At 42.9% G+C, this 24403-nt stretch carries 23 protein-coding genes; 18 read left to right on the forward strand and 5 right to left on the reverse strand.

Annotated features, from left to right (window positions below; all coding sequences use genetic code 11):
- Nucleotides 1-5 precede the first annotated feature (5 nt).
- The 3 genes from PG418_RS08805 (at nt 6) to PG418_RS08815 (ending at nt 2343) form a co-directional block, all read left to right on the forward strand.
- Nucleotides 6-428, forward strand: a complete 423-nt coding sequence (locus tag PG418_RS08805; protein ID WP_055158364.1) for a cytidine deaminase — start codon at nt 6-8, stop codon at nt 426-428.
- Between the two features lie 61 nt (nt 429-489).
- Nucleotides 490-1461 (forward strand): adenosine deaminase, encoded by a 972-nt coding sequence (gene add / locus PG418_RS08810; RefSeq protein WP_055261402.1) that lies wholly within the window; start codon nt 490-492, stop codon nt 1459-1461.
- A gap of 57 nt (nt 1462-1518) precedes the next feature.
- The gene (locus PG418_RS08815) at nt 1519-2343 is read left to right on the forward strand and encodes a purine-nucleoside phosphorylase (protein WP_022220845.1); all 825 of its coding nucleotides are present in this window, start codon (nt 1519-1521) and stop codon (nt 2341-2343) included.
- 205 nt (nt 2344-2548) lie between these two features.
- Here the strand turns inward: PG418_RS08815 and PG418_RS08820 are convergent, their stop codons facing one another.
- Nucleotides 2549-3043 carry a DUF5721 family protein gene (locus PG418_RS08820; protein WP_022220846.1) on the reverse strand — a complete coding sequence of 165 codons (495 nt, stop codon included), beginning with the start codon at nt 3041-3043 and terminating at the stop codon, nt 2549-2551.
- 104 nt (nt 3044-3147) lie between these two features.
- Between PG418_RS08820 and PG418_RS08825 the strand changes: the two genes are divergently transcribed.
- From PG418_RS08825 to PG418_RS08885, 13 genes are all read left to right on the forward strand, one after another.
- Nucleotides 3148-3858, forward strand: a complete 711-nt coding sequence (locus PG418_RS08825) for a TraX family protein (protein ID WP_055158504.1) — start codon at nt 3148-3150, stop codon at nt 3856-3858.
- Between the two features lie 100 nt (nt 3859-3958).
- Complete coding sequence (locus tag PG418_RS08830; RefSeq protein WP_022220848.1) at nt 3959-4741, forward strand: GDSL-type esterase/lipase family protein; 783 nt, start codon at nt 3959-3961, stop codon at nt 4739-4741.
- Complete coding sequence (locus PG418_RS08835; protein WP_022220849.1) at nt 4738-5232, forward strand: DUF4358 domain-containing protein; 495 nt, start codon at nt 4738-4740, stop codon at nt 5230-5232. Before PG418_RS08830 ends, PG418_RS08835 begins: the two co-directional genes overlap by 4 nt.
- Nucleotides 5233-5253: 21 nt before the next feature.
- Nucleotides 5254-6651: an MBOAT family O-acyltransferase gene (locus tag PG418_RS08840; RefSeq protein WP_022220850.1), complete on the forward strand. Its 1398-nt coding sequence runs from the start codon at nt 5254-5256 to the stop codon at nt 6649-6651.
- 141 nt (nt 6652-6792) lie between these two features.
- Entirely contained in the window at nt 6793-7860 is a 1068-nt protein-coding gene (locus PG418_RS08845) for a DHHW family protein (protein ID WP_055158522.1), read from the forward strand.
- Nucleotides 7861-7872: 12 nt separating this feature from the next.
- Nucleotides 7873-8649 carry a pseudouridine synthase gene (locus PG418_RS08850; protein ID WP_022220852.1) on the forward strand — a complete coding sequence of 259 codons (777 nt, stop codon included), beginning with the start codon at nt 7873-7875 and terminating at the stop codon, nt 8647-8649.
- 16 nt (nt 8650-8665) lie between these two features.
- Entirely contained in the window at nt 8666-10627 is a 1962-nt protein-coding gene (ligA, locus tag PG418_RS08855) for an NAD-dependent DNA ligase LigA (protein WP_195368025.1), read from the forward strand.
- A gap of 51 nt (nt 10628-10678) precedes the next feature.
- On the forward strand, nt 10679-12112 hold the full coding sequence (clpX, locus tag PG418_RS08860) for an ATP-dependent Clp protease ATP-binding subunit ClpX (protein ID WP_173692537.1): 1434 nt from the start codon (nt 10679-10681) through the stop codon (nt 12110-12112).
- 252 nt (nt 12113-12364) lie between these two features.
- Complete coding sequence (locus tag PG418_RS08865) at nt 12365-13621, forward strand: cation:proton antiporter (protein WP_055158512.1); 1257 nt, start codon at nt 12365-12367, stop codon at nt 13619-13621.
- Between the two features lie 103 nt (nt 13622-13724).
- Nucleotides 13725-15413 (forward strand): S8 family peptidase, encoded by a 1689-nt coding sequence (locus tag PG418_RS08870; RefSeq protein WP_022220856.1) that lies wholly within the window; start codon nt 13725-13727, stop codon nt 15411-15413.
- A 32-nt stretch (nt 15414-15445) separates the two neighbouring features.
- A complete protein-coding gene (locus PG418_RS08875; RefSeq protein WP_022220857.1) occupies nt 15446-15733 on the forward strand; it encodes a hypothetical protein in 288 nt (95 codons plus the stop codon).
- Nucleotides 15734-15735: 2 nt separating this feature from the next.
- On the forward strand, nt 15736-16203 hold the full coding sequence (locus tag PG418_RS08880; protein WP_498837308.1) for a signal peptidase II: 468 nt from the start codon (nt 15736-15738) through the stop codon (nt 16201-16203).
- Between the two features lie 203 nt (nt 16204-16406).
- Entirely contained in the window at nt 16407-16901 is a 495-nt protein-coding gene (locus tag PG418_RS08885; protein ID WP_055158518.1) for a DUF2798 domain-containing protein, read from the forward strand.
- Between the two features lie 258 nt (nt 16902-17159).
- On the opposite strand, the gene PG418_RS08890 is transcribed toward PG418_RS08885, so the two are convergent.
- A complete protein-coding gene (locus tag PG418_RS08890) occupies nt 17160-18524 on the reverse strand; it encodes an MATE family efflux transporter (protein ID WP_022220860.1) in 1365 nt (454 codons plus the stop codon).
- A gap of 2 nt (nt 18525-18526) precedes the next feature.
- A complete protein-coding gene (locus PG418_RS08895) occupies nt 18527-18970 on the reverse strand; it encodes a MarR family winged helix-turn-helix transcriptional regulator (RefSeq protein ID WP_173692541.1) in 444 nt (147 codons plus the stop codon).
- Between the two features lie 238 nt (nt 18971-19208).
- Between PG418_RS08895 and PG418_RS08900 the strand changes: the two genes are divergently transcribed.
- A complete protein-coding gene (locus PG418_RS08900; protein WP_008374262.1) occupies nt 19209-20759 on the forward strand; it encodes an L-glutamate gamma-semialdehyde dehydrogenase in 1551 nt (516 codons plus the stop codon).
- A 205-nt stretch (nt 20760-20964) separates the two neighbouring features.
- Here PG418_RS08900 and PG418_RS08905 read toward each other — a convergent pair whose 3' ends face one another.
- Complete coding sequence (locus PG418_RS08905; protein WP_022220861.1) at nt 20965-21828, reverse strand: YitT family protein; 864 nt, start codon at nt 21826-21828, stop codon at nt 20965-20967.
- A 242-nt stretch (nt 21829-22070) separates the two neighbouring features.
- Here PG418_RS08905 and PG418_RS08910 point away from each other — a divergent pair, with 242 nt between their 5' ends.
- Nucleotides 22071-23006: a D-2-hydroxyacid dehydrogenase gene (locus PG418_RS08910; protein WP_173692542.1), complete on the forward strand. Its 936-nt coding sequence runs from the start codon at nt 22071-22073 to the stop codon at nt 23004-23006.
- A gap of 104 nt (nt 23007-23110) precedes the next feature.
- Here the strand turns inward: PG418_RS08910 and pepT are convergent, their stop codons facing one another.
- Complete coding sequence (gene pepT, locus PG418_RS08915; RefSeq protein ID WP_498837309.1) at nt 23111-24331, reverse strand: peptidase T; 1221 nt, start codon at nt 24329-24331, stop codon at nt 23111-23113.
- Nucleotides 24332-24403: the final 72 nt, after the last annotated feature.

A 24403-nucleotide genomic window follows, 5' to 3' on the forward strand; every position in this document is an offset into this window, starting at 1 on the left:
AGAGAATGAAAAAAGAACAAATTAAAAAAATGATAGAAATCGCGCTTTCTCAGCTTGCATATTCTTATACCCCTTATTCTGACTTTAAAGTGGGAGCTGCGCTGCTTGGAAAGAATGGACGGATATATACGGGATGCAATATTGAAAATGCGGCTTATACACCGACAAACTGTGCGGAGCGTACCGCATTTTTCAAGGCAGTCAGCGAAGGAGTAAAAGAATTTGATGCAATCTGTATTGTAGGGGGAAAGGGCGGTGTTGTGACAGAGTATGCACCGCCGTGCGGAGTATGCAGGCAGGTCATGATGGAATTCTGCGATCCGGAGACATTTCAGATCATTCTTGCAATAGATGCAAAGCAATATGATATCTATACCTTGAAAGAAATGTTGCCAAAAGGTTTCGGACCATCCAATCTTACAGAATGAAAAAGGACTTAGACTCTAAAAGAAGATTTTTGAAGAAAAGGAAAAAGAGAAGGAATGAAAAATGACACAGGAAACCTTGAAAGAATTACCAAAGATTGAGCTTCACTGTCATCTGGACGGTTCTCTTAGCAGACCATTTATTGAAAAAAGGCTTGGAAGAACTGTAAGACCTGAAGAACTCAGTGTTTCAGAAAACTGTACAAGTCTGAATGAATATCTGGAAAAATTTGACCTTCCCGGCAGATGTATTATGGATGAAGAGGGACTTTCCGGAGCTGCGTATGATCTGCTCTCCCAGATGAACGAAGAAAATGTCTGTTATGCGGAGATCCGTTTTGCTCCACTTCTGTCAGAGACAAAAAAGATGGACAGCCGGAAGGTGATCGAAGCAGTAATCAGCGGAATGGAGCAGGGGAAAAAAGATTTCGGAATCGAGTATGGTGTGATCGTCTGTGCAATGCGGCATCACAGCACTGAGGATAATATGCGGATGATCAAGACGGCAAGAGAATATCTGGGATCCGGAGTTTGTGCAGCAGATCTTGCAGGAGCAGAAGCATTGTATCCGATGTCTGAATTTATGGATATTTTTACAGAGACAAAGAAGATGGGAATGCCATTTACACTCCATGCCGGAGAATGTGGAAATCCACAGAATGTCATAGATTCGATAAACGTGGGAGCTGGAAGGATCGGGCATGGGATCGCGATGCGTGGCAACCAGGAGATCCGGAAAATGGTCAAAAAAGCAGGTATTGGTATCGAGATGTGTCCGATCAGCAATTTACAGACCAAATCTGTAAACAGCATGGCGGAATATCCGATGCGGGAATTTCTGGATGCAGGGTTAAAAGTATCGGTCAACACAGATAACCGAACGGTAAGTAACACCAGCCTTACGAAAGAACTGGAATTTATTCAGAAAAATTATGGAATCCGGGACGAAGAAATCCTTCAGATGATGAAAAATGCAATTGATACTGCATTTGCCGATGATTCTATAAAAGATAAAATTTGCAAAATGCTGAAATAAAGAAACTACAAACAGAGAGGATTGACTCTGAAGAATAATAGAAAAGAGGAATTCTGTATGAGCAATGAAATTTATGAAAAGCTGGAAATATGCCGGAAAAGCATTCTCCAAAAAACGAATTTTAAACCGGAAGTGGCAGTGATTCTGGGCTCCGGTCTTGGCGAATACGCATCAAAAATCAAGATAGAACAGATCATTCCATATACAGAAATTGAAGGTTTTCCGGTGTCGACAGTTGTGGGACATAAAGGACAATTTGTATTTGGTTATGTAAAAGAAGTTCCGGTTGTGATCATGCAGGGACGTGTGCATTATTATGAAGGGTATCCGGTAACAGATGTGGTGCTTCCGGTGCGGCTGATGGGAATGTTAGGCGCAAAGAAGCTGATTCTTACCAATGCATCAGGCGGAATCAATACCGGATTCCATCCGGGCGATCTCATGCTCATCACAGACCAGATTATGAGTGGAATCCCTAATCCACTGATCGGTGCCAATGTCGAAGAACTTGGAACCCGTTTTCCGGATATGAGTGAAGCCTATAGTGAACGGATGCAGCAGATCATAAAGAAAGAAGCCCAAAAACTCGGCATTCCTCTGAAAGAAGGTGTATACCTTCAGCTTACCGGTCCATCTTATGAAACTCCGGCAGAAATCCGTATGTACCGCACCTGTGGGGCTGATGCCGTAGGCATGAGCACCGCCTGCGAGACGATCGCTGCCCGCCACATGGGAATCGAAGTCTGTGGCATCTCCTGTATCACCAACCTCGCCGCCGGCATGACATCACAACATCTGAACCACCAGGAAGTCCAACAAACCGCCGACCGGGTGGCTGAGCAATTCCAGGAATTACTGACAGCAATCATTACCCACATATAAGAAACGGAACATATATTTGAATTTACCCAGAACCAGGTCCAAGGTTCCGGATTTTCCGGAACCCGCCGACTGTCCTCTTGCAATTCCAAGTTGAGGCATTGTGTAAGAATTTTGCCAACGAGGTCATTAACAGTAGAAAGACAAAGAGCATAAAATACCGCATACAGTATTTTATGCTCTTTGTCTCATCACTATTTTCAAAATTTTACTCAACTTCAAACGGAATTTCGTACTTCGCAAAAATCCGCTGCGCCATCTTGTCCCATGCTTGCTCCAGTGATTTGTCCAGCGTGAACAGGTTCATAGATGTTCCTGTCGTACAGCTAAGTTTTGTCCCGTCATATTTAAAATTCAGGTACAGTCCCTGCACATCTGCCGGAGCAAAGGAAAGATGTTCCTGTTCGAGAAGCCGTGCAATATTTGGTGCTGACATAGAAAGAACAAAATGAAATCCCAGCGGAGTACGCTTTCCTTTGATCAGAGAAAGGCAAAACTCGCGAAGTTCCTTCCAGAGAGCATATTCCCGGTCATCTAGAGCTTCTTTTTCTTCAGCACTGAAGAAATCTTTTTTCAGTCGTCCGTTAAATTGAAAGGTATTAAAAGTTGTGATATCTCCTTCAATAAATAAAAAGGAATCAAATGCAGGATGCAGTAAAAGTGCGTTCATGCATTTTTTTGTATCCAGAGAAAAAATAAGCATAGACTTCCTCCCGTCATCAGTGTAATAGTATCAGTATAGCATAAATCTTGAGATATGCATAAGAATTTGATACAATACGGAAAAGAAAAAGGATGGATAACAAGATGAAAATAGAATTAAACCGGGATCAGATCAAATACATTGCAGTGTTTACTATGCTGCTCAATCACGTTGCAAATATATTTCTGCAACCAGGAACCTTTGCCTGCGAAGCACTAAAGGATATCGGTTATTTTACAGCACCGGTCATGTGCTGGTTTCTGGTTGAAGGATACCGTTATACAAGGTCAGTAAAAAAATATGCCGGAAGACTGCTGATCTTTGCTGTCATTTCACAGCTTCCGTATTATCTGGCATTTGCGCGGAATCATCTGGCACCGTGGTATACTTTAAATATGATATTTACACTTTTTCTGTGCCTGTGTCTGATGATCGCAGAGGAAAAAATATCAGATCCGGGAAAGAAAAGTCTGGTTGTATTGGGAATTATAGCAGTAAGCAGTATCTGTGACTGGGCAATTCTGGCTCCATTGTATACGCTTTGGTTTTACCGGGCAGGAGAGGATCCAAAGCGCCGGAAAAAGGCTTTTTTTATTGCAGCACTTGTTCTGGGGATTACGGTGACAGCAGAACTTCCGGGAGTTGCAGGAATCGCAGCTGGAGCAGGGGCAATGATTGCAGTACTGGCAGCGGGAGGCTGTGTTTTGGTATTTTATAACGGAAAAAAATCACAGAAACATTTTCTTGTGAAAAAGTATTTTTTTTACGTGTTTTACCCTGCACATTTGGTGATTTTGGCATTATTAAAGATTTGACTTTTATAATAGAAGAAAGTAAAATGAATAGGTTAGAGTATTTATCACATGATTCAATGAAAATGAAACTCATATTTTAATAAAAGATAGGATGCATAGCATGAAGAAAAGAACGATGGAGAAAGAAAATCAGGCAGAAGAAAGAAGAAAAAAAATTCTGATGGAAATTGCAGGAACGGTTGTTGTACTGACTGTAATCGTAAGTATTGGTCTTTCGCATCTTGGAACAGATAAGGTGAATACATCAGCAGGAGTAAAAGCAATCAAGAAGCTGGAAAAAGCAGATGTATCTGAGGTGGAGACCAAAATTTCAAATATTGAGAAAGAAGAAAAACAGGCGACAGAGGACTGGCAGAACCGTCCGTTGTCCGAAAAATTTGCGCATGCGGTGATTCTCGGAGATTCGATCACAACCGGTTTTACCGTATATGATGTGCTTGATACTTCTAAGGTTGTAGCGGAAAAAGGAATGCACCTTGATCAGACCGGTGATCTGATCAGGACAGCAGCAGAGTTAAAGCCGGAAGTCCTCTTTCTGGCACTTGGACTGAATGACATTTCCGGAACAGATGGAGATACAGATGCATTTATTGAAAAATACAAAGCGGTACTTGCAAATGTGCGTGAGCAGATGCCCGATGCAGTGCTCTATATCAACTGTGTTCTTCCTGTTTCCGCTCAAAAAGAAGAAGAAGAGCCGGTTTATGCCAAGATTCCGGATTATAATACCGCACTTAAAGCAATGTGTGATGAAGAAGGAATTACATTTATCGATAATACAGAGATCGTAAAAGATGAGTATTATGAGCAGGATGGCGAGCATATGAAGGCGGAGTATTATCCAATCTGGGCAGAACATATGGCGGAGGTGGCCGGAATATGACAAAGAAAAAAGGGGAATTTACAGTTCTGCGTAATATCAGAGCTGGGATGGTAATTATTTTGCTTATCTATATCGGTCTGATCTTTCAGTCTAAGGGAGACAGCGATACACCGTTTGCAGATGTACAGAAAGCGGTTGTGGATGCGGCAGATGACAAGAACATGACACTTGCCGGAACCCAGGAGATCAAGAGATTCTATGGGATCAATCCAAAGGATTATGAAGATATAACACTGTATTATACGAATGAAACAATGGGAGTCAACGAGCTCCTTCTGGTGAAAACAAAGGACGAGAATGAGGCAGAGGCAGTTGAGAAAGCCGCAGAACAGCGAAAAAAGACACAGCTCGATAATTTTGAAGGATATGGGGCCGAGCAGGTAAAGCTTCTGGATGCTTCGATCATTAAGACGAAAGGTACATACGTGCTTTTTGTTATTTCACCAAAAGCTGAAACTGTAGAAAAGGCGTTTACAAAGAGCCTGAAGTAGATAAAAGGAAACGAAAAAGTTATGTTATTTAGTAGTCTGGTATTTTTGTTTACATTTTTGCCAATTACACTGTTGGTATATTATTTGGTGCCGCGTAAGGTAAAAAATGTGGTACTTTTGATCGCTTCCCTCATATTTTATGCGTGGGGAGAGCCGGTCTATATCTTCCTGATGCTGATTTCCATTCTGTTCAATTATTTTTGCGGAATGGACATTGCATTAAAAGCAGGAAGAAAATCGCAGGTGCGCAGTCTGATCTTTACGATCGTTGTAAACCTGTTTATTCTTGGATTTTTCAAATATTACGGATTTATCGTGACAAATTTAAATGCGATCCTTCCGTTCTATATTCCATATAGAAAACTGGAGCTCCCAATCGGAATTTCTTTCTATACTTTCCAGACATTGTCTTACATCATTGATGTATATAGGGGAAATGTAGACGTACAGGTAAATCTGATTGATTTCGGAACCTATGTTACAATGTTCCCACAGCTGATCGCAGGTCCGATCGTACAGTATGCAGATGTGGAGAGACAACTGCGTGAAAGAAAGGAATCACTGACGAAGTTTGGATACGGTGCCTGGTTCTTTGTGATAGGACTGGCAAAGAAGGTGCTTCTGGCGAATACGATTGGTTCGATTTATGAAAATATCGCGGCGATGGATGGAATGTCAGTAGTGACTGCATGGCTTGGATGTCTTGCCTACACTTTCCAGATTTATTTCGATTTCAGCGGTTATTCGGACATGGCAGTCGGACTTGGAAAGATGTTCGGATTTGAGTTTATGCAGAACTTCAATTATCCGTATATTTCCAAAAGTGTTACCGAGTTCTGGAGAAGATGGCATATTTCGCTGGGATCATGGTTCCGCGAGTATGTGTATATTCCGCTTGGAGGAAACAGGGTAACGGTTCCGCGGCATTTACTGAATCTTCTGATCGTATGGTTCCTGACCGGTCTCTGGCATGGGGCAAGCTGGAACTTTGTAGTATGGGGGCTCTTCTACGGAGTGATCCTCATTACTGAAAAATATTTTACAGGAAAAATACTTGCAAAGCTGCCGGAGGCAGTCCAGACACTTTACACAATGATTCTGGTCATGCTCGGCTGGGTACTGTTCTTCAGCCCGACACTCGGAAGTGCACTTACCTGGATCGGCAATATGTTCGGACAGGGTGCAACCGGATTTATGGACAGCCAGGCATTGTACCTGATCATGCGAAACTGGCTCTTCTGGGTGGCAGGGATCATAGGAAGTACACCGTTTATGCATCTGCTCGGAAAGCGGCTGGTATTTAATGAGGAAAGACCGCATACGGTTCTGGCAGGCTGCCTGATGACAGGACTGTTTGTGCTGTGTGTGGCATATCTGGTGACAGAAAGTTACAATCCATTTTTATATTTTAGATTTTAAGGAAAGACAATGGTAGAAGGAAAGAATAATAAACAAAAAAACAGAACAAAGTATTTTCTGCCAGGAGGGAAAAAACAGATCCAGGCAGTATGTGCGTTTTTATTTCTGGGAGTCCTTATTCTCAGCTGCGGAGTAAACCTTATGCATAAAGACAGGCAGATGTCAGAAAAAGAAATGCGTATGCTGGCGCAGAAACCGGAAATTTCTCTTTCCGGAATTGCTTCCGGAAGGTTTATGGAGCAGTACGAGGAGTATGTATCGGATCAGTTTGCAGGAAGAGATACCTGGGTAAGAATCAAGACATTTGCGGACAGTGTGGCGGGGAGGACAGAAGAAGGTGGTGTTTTCAAAGGAAAGGATCATTATCTGATGGAAGATGTTGCTGTGGCAGATGAAAGTGATCTGAAAGAGAATCTGGATGCAATGAAGAATTTTAAAGAGCGTTATCCGGATATCCAGATGCATATGATGCTGGTTCCGAATGCGGCAAATGTTATGGAGGACAAGCTTCCGGCATTTGCGGTGACTGCCAGTCAGAGCAGACAGATCAGCCGTGTAAAGGCAGAACTTGGAGATTCTTATGACTGGATCGATGCAGAAAAAGTACTGGATGCTCACAAGGATGAAGCAATTTATTATCACACGGATCATCACTGGACTTCTCTTGGTGCATGGTATGCATTCCAGGGAGCAAAGACACAGCTTGGACTGGATAAGAGTGAAGAAATTAAGATGAAAGCCTATGCGGTATCGGATTCTTTTAACGGAACGTTATCCGCAAAGAGTGGATATGAGACAGATTATAAGGAACCAATCTATATTTATCTGCCAAAGAGTGCGGATGCACCACAGGTTGCAGTCAATTATGTGGAAGAACAGAAAAAGAGTGCTTCTATGTATGATTCATCCAAACTGGATGAGAGAGATCAATATTCCGTATTCTTCGGTGGAAATCATGCAATGATCGATATCCAGTCAACACAGACAGAAAAACGCAGACTTCTGGTGTTCAAAGATTCATATGCAAACTGTTTTCTTCCGCTTCTGGCTCCGTATTACCGGGAAATCGTTGTGATCGACCCTCGTTATTATACCGGTAAATTAAGTTCTGTGATGTCAGATAAACAGTTTGATGATGTGCTGTTCCTGTATAATGCCAATACATTCATTGAAGATCGGATGCTGGCGGGGGTACTGGATGAGAATTAACAGGAGAAAAACATGGCAAATAAAATAGAAAAGCAGTTTCTGGACACGGAAAATAAAGGACCGGTCCGGCTGAACAAATATTTAAGTGAAGCTGGTGTATGTTCCAGAAGGGAAGCGGATAAACTGATAGCAGCCGGACAGGTGACGGTTGACGGTGTGCGTGCAGAGACCGGAATGAAGGTAGAGCCGTGGCAGGTTGTCCGGATTGGGAAAAAGCAGGTATCCAGACAGGAAGAGATGATCGTGCTTGCGGTCAATAAGCCGCGTGGAATTGTCTGTACTGAGGAAAGACGGGAGAGAGACAGTATTGTACGTTTCCTTAACTATCCGGTACGGATTACTTATGTAGGACGTCTGGATAAGGATTCGGAAGGGCTGCTTCTTATGACGAACAACGGCGACATTATCAACCGGATGATGCGTGCGGCAAATAAACATGAAAAAGAATATAAAGTTACAGTTGATAAGCCCGTGACAGATGAATTTCTCAAGGAGATGGCAGGCGGTGTCCCGATCCTGGATACTGTCACAAGACCATGCCAGGTAGAAAAGCTTGGAAAATATAAATTTAAGATCATTCTGACACAGGGACTCAACCGGCAGATCCGCCGGATGTGTGAGGCACTTGGCTACGAGGTAAAGGAGCTGCGGAGAGTGCGGATCATGAATATCGAACTTGGTAATTTAAAGCCGGGAGAATACCGGAAGGTTACGGATCAGGAACTGAATGAACTCTATGAGCTGATCAGGGATTCAAAGTCAGAGCCGACACCGTGGAACAATAATTAAAAGTGTGGATTTGGATATGGATAAGATGAAAAGGATGCAGGAGCTGGTAGAGCTTCTGAATAAAGCCGGAAAAGCTTATTATCAGGATGCGCAGGAAATTATGAGCAATTATGAGTATGATGCGCTGTATGATGAACTGAAAGGTCTGGAAGAAGAGCTGGGAACCGTTATGGCTTCCAGTCCGACGGTGAATGTAGGATATGAAGTATTAAGTGAGCTTCCGAAAGAACGTCATGAGTCACCGATGCTTTCTCTTGACAAGACAAAAGAAGTGGCAAGGCTGAAGGAATTTGTCGGAGACCAGATGGCTGTGATCTCATGGAAGATGGATGGTCTGACGATCGTTTTGACCTATCGTGACGGCGAACTTTTTAAGGCAGTTACAAGAGGAAATGGGGAAGTCGGTGAGGTCATTACCAACAATGCGAAAGTATTTAAAAACGTGCCGCTTCATATTCCGTATAAAGGGGAACTGATCCTGCGAGGGGAAGCAGTGATCGGTTACAAAGATTTTGAGCGGATCAATGAAGAAATTGATGACGTGGATGCAAAATATAAAAATCCACGGAATCTGTGCAGTGGTTCTGTCCGCCAGCTGAACAACAAGATCACGGCACAGAGAAACGTAAAATTCTATGCATTTACCCTGGTACGTGCAGAAAATGTGGATTTCCACAATTCCAGAAAAGAGCAGCTTGACTGGCTGGAACATCAGGGATTTGATGTGGTGGAGCATTATCTGGTGACAAGGGAAGAACTGGATGAGAAGGTTGCATTTTTTGCAGAAAAGATCGTAGAAAATGATTTTCCGTCAGATGGTCTGGTTCTTGTATATGATGACATTGCGTATGGGCAGTCGCTTGGGAGAACGGCAAAATTCCCACGTGATTCTTTTGCTTTCAAATGGGCAGATGAGATCCGCGAGACGCACCTTCTGGAGATTGAATGGAGTCCATCAAGAACAGGGCTTATTAATCCGGTAGCGATCTTTGAACCGGTAGAGCTGGAAGGAACAACGGTAAGCCGTGCAAGTGTACACAATTTAAGTATTATGGAGGAGCTGCATCTGGGAATCGGGGATACGATCGAAGTCTATAAGGCGAATATGATCATTCCACAGATTGCAAAGAATCTGACCGGCAGTGATAATATTGAGATCCCGAAAGTCTGTCCGGTTTGTGGTGGAGCTACGGAGATCCGTCAGATGAATGATGCAAAGTCGTTGTATTGCACAAATCCGATGTGTCAGGCAAAAAGAATCAAATCCTTTGCATTGTTTGTCAGCAGGGATGCACTCAATATTGACGGGCTTTCTGAGGCGACACTGGAGAAATTTATTGCGAGAGGATTCATTCACAAATACAGAGATATCTTCCATCTGGATTCCTATCAGGAAGAAATTCAGACGATGGAAGGCTTTGGAGAAAAATCCTATGCGAACCTGATCGCAAGCGTGGATAAGGCGAGAAGCACAACACTTGCTAAAGTGGTATATGGACTTGGGATTGCAGGAATCGGTCTCGCAAATGCAAAACTGATCTGCCGCCATTTTAAAAATGATGTGGAAAAAATGACAGGAGCATCGGAAGAGGAACTGAGTAATATCCAGGGGGTAGGTCCGGTGCTTGCGGCGGCATTTGTAAAATATTTTATATCAGAGGAAAGAAAAAAGGAATTTAAGCTCCTTCTCGGAGAACTGGAGATCCAGCCGGAAGAGATGGCAGAAGAACAGAAGTTTGCAGGTATGAGTTTCGTTGTCACTGGCAGCGTGAATCATTTTGCAAACCGGAATGAGGTAAAAGAACTGGTTGAGAAGATGGGTGGAAAAGTGACCGGATCTGTAACGAAGAAGACAAATTATCTGATCAACAATGATGTAGAGTCTGCTTCTTCCAAGAACAGAAAGGCGAAAGAACTTGGAGTGCCGATCATTTCAGAGGAAGAGTTTATAGAACTTGCAGGGGTGGAAATCGAATAAGAAGGACAGAGGAATCTGTCTGAATACGACCGAGAAAAGGAGGACCAGCCAATGGCAGAAAATGACCAGAAGGACAAGACAGTTGAGAAAGTAACCGGTGAGGTAGAAAATACAGACAAAAAAGAAAATAACGAAGATCGCTATGAAAAGGTCTGCTTCATCTGTCACAGACCGGAGAGTGTGACCGGAAAGATGATCGATCTTCCGAACAATATCTGCGTGTGTCCGGACTGTATGCAAAAAAGCTTTGATGCAATGAACAATATGAATTTTGGCGGGATGGATTACAGCCAGTTTATGAACATGGGACCGATGATGGGATTTGGAGACATGGATGCACAGATCCCGAAGAGCCAGCGTGTGAAAAAGAAAAAGCCGGAAGAAGAAAAAGAACCGATCCTGAATATCAAGGATATTCCTGCTCCGCATAAGATCAAAGCGAAACTGGATGAATATGTAGTAGGACAGGAATACGCCAAGAAGGTAATGTCGGTTGCTGTATACAATCATTATAAAAGAGTGGCAACGGATACAATGGATGAGATTGAAATCGAGAAATCCAATATGCTGATGATCGGACCTACCGGCTCTGGAAAGACGTATCTGGTAAAGACACTGGCAAAACTTTTGGATGTACCGCTTGCAATTACCGATGCGACCTCTCTTACCGAGGCCGGCTACATAGGGGATGATATTGAAAGTGTAGTATCAAAGCTCCTTGCAGCTGCGGACAACGACGTAGATAAGGCGGAACAGGGAATTATCTTTATCGATGAGATCGACAAGATTGCGAAGAAGAAGAATACCAGCCAGAGAGATGTCAGCGGAGAATCCGTACAGCAGGGAATGTTAAAGCTGTTAGAAGGCAGCGAAGTGGAAGTGCCGGTAGGAGCCAACAGTAAGAATGCGATGGTTCCGCTCACTACAGTCAATACAAAGAATATCCTTTTTATCTGTGGTGGTGCGTTCCCGGATCTTGAGCAGATCATCAAGGAAAGACTGATGAAGAATTCTTCTATCGGGTTTGGAGCGGATCTGAAAGACAAATATGATCATGATAAGAAAATACTGGAGAAGGTGACGACAGAAGATCTGCGTAACTTCGGAATGATTCCGGAATTTCTGGGACGTCTCCCGATCGTATTTACGCTTCAGGGACTGGATGAAGAGATGATGGTTCAGATATTAAAAGAGCCGAAAAATGCGATCCTCAAGCAGTATCAGAAGCTTCTGGCACTGGATGAGGTCAATCTGAAATTCGATGATGGTGCACTTCATGCGATCGCAAGAAAGGCAATGAAGAAGGATACCGGAGCCCGTGCACTGCGTGCGATCATTGAAGAATTCATGCTGGATATTATGTATGAGATTCCGAAGGATGACAGCATCGGGGAAGTGACGATCACGGAGGCATATATCGAAGGAACCGGAGGACCGCTGATCGAGCTGAGAAGCCAGTCTGTACCAAGGCTTGAGCATCAGTAAGTATAACAATAACCTGAGGATTGCGAGGGTGCAAAGCACGTAGCAATCTGGTATCAAAGGGGTCAAAATACCTTTTGACTCTAACATCATAACCTTCATATATCAAAAAAACATGACGGTCATACAAAAATAGAATGGGAAATATCCGTAAATTTAAGATTTACGGGTATTTTTTTGTTGAAAAATTGTATTAAAAGGTGTACATTAGACAATGTGTCTAAAAAAACAAGATATAAACAGGAGTGAGAGAGAATGGAGACTTATAAGTATTTACTGGATCTTGCAATTATTTTACTTTGTACCAAAGCACTTGGGCTTGCGACCAGAAAGGTACAGATGCCACAGGTTGTAGGAGCACTTCTTGCAGGAGTTCTTCTAGGGCCGGCGATGCTTGGAATCCTGACAGAGACAAGTTTTATACATAACGTTGCAGAGATCGGTGTTATCGTGCTAATGTTCTGTGCAGGTCTGGAAACTGATATACAGGAATTGAAGGCAAGCGGAAAAGCATCCTTCGTTATTGCACTGATAGGTGTTATCGTTCCACTGATCGGCGGTTATGCGACTGCAATGTTCTTTAACCGTCCGGGTGTGATCACATCCGATGCATCCTGCAGCGTATTTCTGCAGAATATCTTTATCGGTGTTATCCTGACAGCAACTTCCGTAAGTATTACGGTAGAGACATTAAAAGAACTTGGTAAATTAAAAACCAAATCCGGAAATGCGATTCTTGGAGCTGCGATCATTGATGACGTGCTTGGTATCGTTGCACTGACACTGGTAACAAGTATGGCAGATGAATCGGTAAAGATTTCAGTTGTATTACTGAAGATTGTTGCATTCTTTGCATTTGCAGGTGTGATTGGATTTATCTTTTACAAGGTATTTAAAAAGTGGACAGATCAGGCGGAAAAGGGACTCAGACGTCATGCGATCATGGCATTTGTATTCTGTCTGCTGATGGCTTATGTGGCAGAGAAATTCTTCGGTGTTGCAGATATCACCGGTGCATTTATCGCAGGGCTGATCATTTCCAATACAAGTAAATCTGATTTCGTGCTGAAGAAATTTGATACCATGTCTTATATGTTGCTTTCACCGGTATTTTTCGCAAGTATCGGACTGAAGGTAGAACTTCCGAAGATGAGTACTGCAATTGTAGGCTTTGCAGTGGTTCTTACCATTGTTGCGATCCTGACAAAGATCGTTGGCTGCGCCCTTGGTGCGAAGATGTGTGGATATAAGAATTATCAGTGTGCACGAATCGGTGTCGGAATGATCTCCCGTGGTGAGGTTGCGCTGATCGTTGCCAGCAAGGGAGAAGCACTCGGTATGCTGGGCGGCAATTTCCTCGGACCGGTTATCATCGTGGTAGTGATCACAACGATCATCACACCAATTCTTCTGAAAATCGTATTCAAGAGCGGTCCGAATGTAAGTACCCTGGAAAAAGGAAAAGAAGTGACTTCCTTCTACGAGGATATTGAAAAGAAACGTACCGAATAAAGAATGGATATGGAGTGCAAAATGCGTAACCGTCCAGTATCATAGTAATAAGAAAGAAAAATCCCTCATATATTTTCCAAAAGAAAGTATATGAGGGATTTTTATGCTACAGGAAGAATGTAAAGAAAAGATCCTGTCAGAAGAATACAGGGATTTTATGATGAGGGATACCGGTGCTCTTGGGAAAAACTTTCCTTTGGAAAACGGATGCCGGATACCGTTGAAATACGGTTTTGAGCTTTTTTATATTGACCAGAGTGAAGACAGAAAAAAGTCACTTGCCGATTATCCTTATACAATGGTTCCGAAGTGTTATACAACACTGGATATGGCAGCAATCCAGCAGGCGGGAATTGCTGCGGTTCAGAATATACCTGGTCTGGAACTGAGTGGTGAAGGAGTTCTGGTTGGGATCATTGATACTGGGATCAACTATCTGGATCCCATTTTCCGGAATCTGGATGGTTCGACCAGGATCCAGCGAATCTGGGATCAGGAAGAACAAAGTGGAACAGCGCCACGGGAAATCGGATATGGAAGTGAATATACGAAGGAACAAATCAATCAGGCAATCCTAAGTGAGAATCCCAAGGAAACCGTTCCGTCATTTGATACGGACGGACATGGCACTTTTGTTGCAAGTGTGGCATGCGGAGGAGCAAATCCGGAGAATCTGTTTATCGGGGCAGCACCGGAGGCAGAGATGGTGATCGTGAAGCTGAAAGAGGCAAAAGAATATTTACGGGAGTACTATTTTGTAGACCGGGATGCCGGATGCTATCAGGAAAATGATCTGGTAGCGGCGGTTTTTTATCTGCAGAAGGTACAAGAAGAGCTGAAAAGACCATTGGTGATCTGTCTGGCAGTTGGAACAAGCTTTGGAGGACATGGAGGATATTCAATCCTGTCAGAGTATCTGCAAAATGTAGCGGCGAGCGAAGGAATCGGGATTGTGACCGGAAGTGGCAACGAGGCAGATAAAAGGCATCATTATCTGGGAATTCTGGAACAGGAAAATAATCTGCCGGTCGAGATTAATGTAGGGAATAATACCAGAGGTTTTGTGATGGAACTATGGACAGAACTTCCGAATCTTCTGGCTCTTTCTATTGCATCTCCAACAGGACAGACAGTAGGACCGATCTCGCTCAAACGGGGAATAGGAGAGTATGTGTTTGTATTCGAGCAGACCAGGGTAATATTTAATTACCGGGTTCTGGTAGAGACGACCGGGGCGCAGCTGGCATTTTTTCAGTTTGAAAGACCGGGAAGCGGAATCTGGAAGATTATACCGGAAACACTGGAGCTGGGGAATGGAATCTTTCATATCTGGCTTCCAATGGAAGAGTTTCTGACGGGAAATGTCTATTTTATCCGTGCAAATCCGGAATATACGGTGATGGAACCAGGGGATACCGGGGCGGTGGTCTGTGCAGCGTACTATAATGGAAAGGAAAATAGCATTGCAGTCAGTTCGGGAAGAGGTTATACTAGAGATAACAGAATCAAACCGGATTTTGCTGCGCCGGGGATCAATGTGACAGGGATCAATTTAAGGGGGCAGTTTGTTGCAAGATCTGGTTCCAGTATAGCAGTTGGGATCACTTCCGGAGCACTGGCACTTTTTATGGAGTGGCTGGATAGGCATGGAGTGAATCTGGATGCATCACAGATGAAGAATCTGCTGATATTGGGAGCTTCACGGAAGACAGACATGAATTATCCGAACCAGGAATGGGGATATGGAGCATTGAACCTTTACCGTACTTTTGAGCAGATCAGGCGGTTCTGAAAAATACGCAGATGCGAAAGGGGAAAAAGTAAATGAGTGATTTTTTTGATACAATAGGAAAGCGGATTTCAGATACCGTGGATGATCTTGGAAAGAAGGCAGGAGATACGATCGATATTCAGAAAAAGAAAAATGAGATCTATGGTCTGAAGCGAGACAGCGAGCGGGATATGACAGAGATCGGACGATTAGTATATGAGCGTTTCAAACAGGGGGAAGTGGTAGATACCGATTTTATCGCACTCTGCGAAGCAATCGAAAAGCGTGAAGAACAGACAGAGGTATGCGAGCAGGAAATCGCGCGAATCAAAGGAGAATAATTATGGAAATCCTGAGCATTTTAACCGGAGCTTTTGTTGCCGGGGTCGATCTTGGAATTAAAAAATATACTGAAGAAAATGTAAGAGACGGGGAAGAACGCCGGATTTGGAAGGGAAAAGGAATCTACCGCAAGGTCCACAACAAAGGTCTGATGATGAATCATTTGGATTGCAGACCAAAGCTGGTAAAAGGCATGTCGGCGGCAGCACTTGGAATCCTGTTTTTCTGGGAGCAGCTTCTTTGGAAAGAACCAGGACGCAAACTGGCAAAGCTTGGAACATCGCTGATGCTGGGCGGAGCAGTTGGTAATACTTATGACCGTTTCAAAAGAGGTTATGTGGTCGATTATCTGTCTCTGAAAACAAAGAACAGGAAACTCTCGGATATCACTTTTAATCTCTCGGATCTGGCTCTTTTTGCAGGAGCGGTCCTGACGGTATGGAGTTCTTTATTTGGAAAAAAGAGATAAAAATGATTCAATGTATCTGAAAAAATACTTGACTATTTTTAAAGAGTTGAGGTATTATAAACCTTGCTGATATGGCGTTGTCTGGTATATGCCATATAGAAAAAAGAATAGAATCTCGGTTATATTGGAAACGATACATTCCTCCGGAATGATGAACGAACAACACATTTTCTGTTACGCTTATTATGAAGGAGGATATTTTTATGCCAAAAAACAAATTTCAAGACGTTATTTTCACAATTATCATGGTGTTCGTGATGGTTTATACCATGATCTGTTACAACATTGCTCTCAACGTAGGAGGAATGAACAACCAGGTATTTTTAAATGCATTCCACGAGCTGGTCATTATGGGACCAATTGCATTCATCCTTGATTTTTTCCTGATCGGACCATTTGCAAAGAAAAAAGCATTTTCCATTGTTAATCTGGAAAGAGATAATAACTTTCACCTGGTGATCGCCATTTCCGTAGTATCCATCATCGGAATGTGTCCACTTATGAGCCTCGCAGCAACCCTGCTCTTCAAGAATGCGGGAATCCAGTTCATATCCGTCTGGTTCCAGACCACTGCAATCAACTTCCCAATGGCATTCTTCTGGCAGCTCTGCTTCGCCGGTCCACTGGTAAGAAAGATTTTCGCATTATTATTCCCAGAAAAAGAAACATCCAAAATTGCCGATGGTCAGGAAGCCTAATTGAGGTAAAGTGTAAATCCATTTGAAAATATAAAACAATGATTTACGGCTTCAGTTCAAAATCCTGTCAAAGAAGTAAAACTCAGTCAATAACGTAAATAAAAAATAATCCCTGGTAGATGCGTCTTTGCACGATGGAAACGAGACTTAATCAATTGTGGAAGCCATTGCTGACACAATTGATGCTTTGAAAGGCTCGTTGGAATGGTTCGTGCAACTTAGCAGCTACCAGGGATTATTTTTTATGCCCTCTTGCAACTACCCCTCAAGTTCTTTCAACACTTTCCTGAATTGAAACGTAAACAAAACCGTCGTGAAGGATACAGCCAGGAAGTCTGCAATCGGTTCAGCCATATACACTGCATTGGTCTTGTTCCCGGTCAGAATATGCGGCAGCAGATAGATCAGTGGCAGCAACAGGATAAATTTACGTGTAACAGCGACAGCAATCGAAGCCTTTGCTTTTCCGAATGATGTAAATGCCATCTGGCATGCGATCTGGATTCCGAAAAGCAGCAGGCAGGCACAGTAAATCCGGAGTGCTGATTTAGTAAAACCAAGCAGTGCAGAATCGGAAGTAAACATTTCTGCAAACACCTGAGGGAAGAGCATAATAAATGCCCACAGAATTGTGGAATAGCAGAGGCTTGCTGTTAAAAGAAGCCTGAAAGCTTTTTTTACACGATCTCTGTTTTTTGCACCGTAATTATAGCTCAGGACTGGTTGTGCACCCTGTCCCAGACCCTGCAGTGGCAGCATTGCGAACTGCATGACACTGGTAAGGATCGTCATGGCACCAACTGCGATATCTCCTCCGTATTTCAGCAGAGAAGAGTTGAAACATACAGAGATGATACTCTCACTAGCCTGCATGATAAATGTGGCAAGCCCGAGAGCGACACAAGGAAGAATAATCTCCGGTTTCAGGATGAGATTCTTTTTCCGGATGTGCAGGATCGTCTTTTTTCCGCAAAGGAAAGAAAGAACCCAGATGCAGGAGACTGCCTGTGACAGAATTGTGGCAAGCGCAGCACCTCTGACACCCAGATGGAATGCAAAGATAAACAGCGGATCCAGAACAATGTTCATCACTGCTCCGATCAGAACAGAGAGCATACCTGTTTTGGCAAAACCCTGTGTGGTGATAAACATATTCATGCCAAGGGTAAGCTGGACGAAAATAGTGCCGACAGCGTAAATGTTCATATAATTTACAGCGTATTCAATCGTATTTTCACTGGCACCGAAGGCAAGAAGAAAAGTACGGTTACCAAACAGCAGGATGACTGTCAGGATTATAGAAATCAGAATCTGCAGGAAAAAGCAGTTACCCAGAATATGTTCTGCAGTATTAAGATCATTTTTTCCCATTGCAATCGAAGCATGCGGTGCACCACCGCCTCCAACCAGTGCGGCAAAAGCGGAAATGATCATAATCAGTGGCATACATACGCCGACTCCGGTAAGGGCAAGTGCCCCATTACCAGGAATGTGTCCGATGTAAATACGGTCAATAATGTTGTACAGCATATTGATGAGCTGTGCGGTGATCGTCGGAAGTGCCAGCCGGAACATCAGCTTTCCGACGGGTTCAGTACCCAGAAAATCTTTGTCTTTGTTCATGTCTAATAATCTCCTTTGTGATAAATAGTTGCTACGTTGGATGCCAGACGTTCATTCAGCGAGGCGAACATCTGGAATTCTTCTAATGAAAATCCGTCAAACAGATTGTGGTAAAAAGCAGACTGGAACGTGTCGATTGCTCCGGTAACATTTTCGCATGATGGCAGCAGGGAAAGATGCGTTTTCCTGCGATCCGTCTGGTCTGCTGTTTTTGAAAGAAGCCCCTTCTGACATAAAAGATCAACTGCCTGGGATACATTCCCTTTTGAGAGCATCCGTAGCTCGGCGATATCACCTGCGGTATCTTTTGTGGGGTTATTATGTAAGAAAGCAATGATCTTAGCCTCGATCAGCGAGAGATCATACTGGCGGCATAATTCTTTCAACTTCTGTTCATGCATTTTACCAATTCGCTGCATTAATACAAGCAGATATGTAATGTTCATCTATACACCTCCGTTTTTTTTATAAAAATGGTTCTAAAAAGAACCATTTAAACAATATCTTATATCAATTGAGATAAAATGTCAATAGAACGAAAATATGCAAGTTATTTGTTAAAATATAAACGGTATAATTGTATACGAAAATACATTTTTTTACTTTAACATATTGACGTGGAGAAAATTTGCTGTTACAATAATAAACAATTTATAGACCATAGTTCAAGGAGGACATAAGTACATGCTTACAGGATTTAAAAACGCAGTAGAAGTTGATTTCACATTGGAAGAAAATAAAAAGAAAATAGAAGAAGCATTCAAACAGGCTCATGCAGAAGCAGGTGCTGTTTACCCGCTGATCATCGGTGGAAAAAAAGTTGAGACAGAAAAGAAGATCGCTTCTGTATCACCGGCTACAAAGGAAGTACTCGGATATGCATGCTCATGCAGCAAAGAACAGGCTGATGAGGCAATCAAGGCATCTTACGAAGCATTCAAAAAATGGAGCCTGACATCTGTAGAAGAAAGAGTACGTGTATTAAGAAGACTTGCAGCACTTCTGATCGAGAACCGTTTCATCATGGATGCATGGAACGTCCTTGAAAGTGGAAAGAACTGGGGAGAAGCTGACGGAGAACTTTGCGAACAGCTTGACTTTATCAATTCTTATGTAATGCATATCCAGAATCTGGAAAAAGGAAAAGAGCTGGTTCCTACAGATGAACTTACAAAATGCGTTTACATCCCGCTCGGTGTAGGTGTGGCTGTTTCTCCATGGAACTTCCCGCTCTCACTGTTTGGTGGAATGATCGTATCTGCAGTTGTTACCGGTAACACGATCTGCTGCAAACCATCTTCAGACGCTCCGATCGTTGCATACAAATTCGTAGAACTCTGCCAGAAAGCCGGTATTCCGGCTGACGTAGTAAGTTACATTCCTGGATCAGGATCAGAGATTGGTGACTTCATCGTAGAACATCCGCTTACAAGATTTGTAAACTTCACAGGATCAAAAGCAGTTGGATGCAGAATCAATGAACATGCAGCCAAGATCGCTGACGGACAGAGATGGATCAAACGTGTTGTGGCTGAGATGGGTGGAAAGAATGCAATTATCGTAGATTCAACAGCAGACATCAAGAAAGCAGCAAATGGAGTTGCAAGCTCTGCATTTACATTCCAGGGACAGAAATGCTCTGCATGCTCAAGAGCAATTGTTCTGGCAGATGTATATGATGAGTTTGTAGATGAAGTTGTAAAATGCGCAGCAGAACTGAAGGCGAACCAGGGATCGGGCGAAAGCAATGCAGCGATGGGACCGGTTATCAACCAGGGCGCTTATAACAGCATTACCAATTACATCGAGATCGGACGTAAAGAAGGAAATGTTGTATTCGGTGGTACATACAGTGACGCAGAAGGATATTATATTGATCCTACTGTAATCCGCGATATCAAGAGAGATGCAAGAATTGCCAATGAAGAAATCTTTGGACCAGTCCTTGCTGTTATCAAAGTAGATTCTTTTGATGAAGCACTTGATGTAGCAAACCAGACAGAATATGGTCTGACAGGATCTGTATACAGTGAGACACGTGAAAATATTCAGAGAGCAAAAGTAGAATTTCAGGTAGGTAACTTATACTTTAACAGAAAATCTACAGCAGCAGTTGTACTTCAGCATCCATTTGGTGGATTTAACATGTCCGGAACAGATGCGAAGACTGGTACAGCAGATTATCTGACAAACTTCATGAACCTTAAATCAATCACAGAAGATCTGAATTCATAGGAAGAGCCGGACTTAAAAAGGACAGGGAATCAGAGTGTGTATAAAAGCGAAGTATTGGCTTGGCAGATTATAGAAAAACCGGAGGCTTGTGTAAAAAGACACATGAGCCTCCGGTTTTTATTATCAGAAATTCTATTTTTGATGCAAAGTGTCCAACAAGTGATACGGATGATTTGCTTAGCTGTCTGAAAAAGCTGACTGCAATTTACTCATCTTTAAATCCTTCACCCACTACATCATTCGATTCCATGATTACAAGGAAGGATTTTGGATCAATCGTTTTGATCAGCTTGCGGATTCCGTACATCTGCTTATTGTTGCAGGCGCACATTATGATGTGCTTATCATCTTTAGAATAACTTCCCATACCATTTAAAATTGTAGAGCCGCGTCCGAGAACCTCATCGATTTTAAAGCAGATTTCAGTGCTGTGTTCGGGATCGGTTACGATCAGGGCAAGCTTTCCTTCATCAATTCCGTACATAACTTTATCCATAACAAGAGAGAGCAGATAGCTGACGATCAGACCGTAGATCAGACTGTCCACGTCACGGGATACAATTACGGTTCCGAGGATCACAATTACTGCATCCAGTGCAAATGCAATATTTCCAAGGGAAAGGTGAGGGTTCAGTGCTTTGATCGACATCATGATAAAGTCAGAGCCGCCGGTTGAAGAATCACGCATATAGATCATTGCATAACCAAGTCCGGAAAGGACACCGCAGCAGATGGCAGAAAGAAGTCTGTCACCCTGATAAACCGGGAACAGCGGTGCGATCACGTCCATGATTATGGAAGTAATAATGATCGTCCGGACTGAATTCAGGAAAAATCTGCGGCCCAGAAGCCGAAAACAACAGATGGCGATCGGGATGTTAAGAATCAGGGCAACAGTACCGATCGGCAGTCCAAACAACTGGTAAAAGATCAGGGCGATTCCGTTTACCCCTACCATCGGAAATTTTGCGGCGGCAGCAAAATTATAGACACCGACAGCGATCAGGATTCCTCCGATAATGTCAGTTGCGATATCTTTTGTAAGTTCCAAAGCTTTGTTCTGATTCATGATAATAACCTCCTTGATGTTGATGGAATGTGATTTATAAAAAGCAAAGGCTTGCCAGAAAGACCAAAAAAAACACCTGCTAATTATATCTGGATATAATCGCAAATGCTCTTCATTTCTTTAGTATACGCGCCATAGGATAAGGATGTCAACGGTTGTTTAGGTTGTATTCGTAAAATAAATTTGTTATGATAATGAACAGAAAAAGTTGCAAATTACAGTGATAAAGTGAGGAACAGATTATGAAAATAGTTTTTTTGGATGTAAAAACAATTGGAGAAGATATTGATCTTTCTGGATTTGACAGGTTAGGTGAAGTCGTAAAATACGATTTTTCTACATCAGAAGAAGTACCGGAAAGAGTTCAGGATGCAGATGTGATTATTTTAAATAAAGTACAGGTCAATGAGCAGACGATTGGAAAAGCAGAGAATTTAAAGCTGGTATGTGTGACGGCAACGGGGACCAACAATCTGGATAAAGAATATCTGGAAAAAAGAGGAGTTGCATGGAGAAATGTAGCAGGCTATTCGACAGAAACGGTGGCACAGCACACTTTTGCAATGCTTCTCTATCTGCTGGAAAAGATACGTTATTACGATGATTATGTAAAAGAAGAGCGTTACATCAATGATACAATATTTACGCATTTTGCAGAGCATTTTACGGAGATCAGTGGAAAAACGTGGGGGATCATAGGTCTGGGAACAATTGGACGGAGAGTTGCGGATATCGCAAAAGCATTTGGAGCACAGATTATTTATTACTCTGCATCAGGGCGTTCGGCGCAGGAAGGTTACGAACAGGTAGATCTGGATACATTGCTTGCAAAATCTGACATTATATCCATTCATGCACCGTTAAATGAACATACAGAGGGCTTAATGGATAAAACAGCATTTGCAAAAATGAAAAAAAACTGTATTTTCCTGAATCTCGGACGTGGTCCGATCGTAGTCGAGCAGGATCTGTATGAGGCATTGGAAAATGACGAGATAGCTGCAGCCGGACTTGACGTACTTTGTCAGGAGCCGATGAGTGAGACGAATCCGCTGCGAAAAATAAAAGACAGCAAAAAACTGCTGATTACACCACATGTAGCATGGGCGAGTGTAGAAGCAAGGACAAAGTTGATGGGAATTATACTGGGACAGATAAAAGAATATTTTCAAATTTAAGAAACCGGAGTTGTCGCATGGATTTTAGTGATATGCGGCAACTCCGGTTTTGCTTAAAATATTTGTTTACTTGTTAAATCGGATTAAAGACGAAATACAACCCTTTACATCTCCGCGTATAATTTCACAAGCTCAACTGCGATATCCACAGCCTTGTCCATTCCTTCTGCCGTGATGTGTTCATATGGTCCATGGAATGCATGTCCCCCTGTTCCAAGGTTCGGGCAAGGAAGTCCCATAAAGCTGAGCTGGCATCCGTCTGTGCCGCCACGGATCGGAAGCACAAGCGGTGCAACACCCGCATTTTCACAGGCTTTCTTTGCATTCTCAATCAGATGCATGCATCCGGCAATAATCTCAGCCATATTCTGGTACTGGTCAGTAATCGTAAGCTTCACAGTGCCTTCTCCCCATTTTTCATTGAGGTTCTTCTCAATATGGCGAAGAGTTTCTTTTCTGGCTTCAAACAGATTCTTGTCATGATCTCTTACAATATAATGAAGCTCTGCTTTTGCCACATCTCCACTCATACCGGTCAGATGGTAGAATCCTTCATAATCCTCCGTTTCACGCGGGATTTCAAGTCCTGGAAGCATGTTATTGATTTCAGCGGCAACCAGGCACGCATTGATCATCGTATCCTTGCTGGAACCCGGATGCACAGCAAAGCCGGTAATTTCAAAATCTGCCTTGCATGCATTGAAGTTTTCATACTGAATTTCTCCTTCGGTATCGCCATCCAGAGTGTAGGCAAACTGTGCACCAAATTTTTCCACATTAAAATGATCAGTTCCACCACCGACTTCTTCATCTGGTGTAAAAGCGATTGAGACCGGTCCATGAGGAATATTTTCTTTGATCAGTGCTTCAGCCATGGTCATGATCTCGGCAACTCCGGCTTTATCATCGGCACCAAGAACAGTTGTACCGTCTGTTGTGATCAGGGTGCGTCCGGCAAGAGATGGAAGATGCGGGAAATCTTTTACGGTAAGGGTACGTCCACTTGTGCCAAGCGGCAGATCACCGCCATCGTAGTTCTTGTGTACGACCGGGATGATGTCATGGTCACAGTAATCGGAAACGGTATCCATGTGTGCGATAAATCCGATAGATAGTTTATTCTCATATCCCGGTGTGGCAGGAATCTTTCCATATACATAGCAGAATTCATCCAGACTTACGTCAGAAATCCCGAGGGCAGTCATCTCATCTGCCAGAATATGTGCCAGGTCGAACTGACACTGGGAAGAAGGAGAAGTCGTACTGTGTTCATCACTTGGAGTACGGACTACTACATAATTTAAAAGTCGTTCATATGCTCTCATAATCAAACCTCTTTTCATTAACATTTCTTATCCGAGTATAGCATTTTACAGGTGAATATGCAATTGTGGCAG

The sequence above is a fragment of the Bariatricus sp. TF06-38A genome (assembly GCF_027690675.1).
GTDB lineage: Bacteria > Bacillota > Clostridia > Lachnospirales > Lachnospiraceae > Allocoprococcus > Allocoprococcus comes.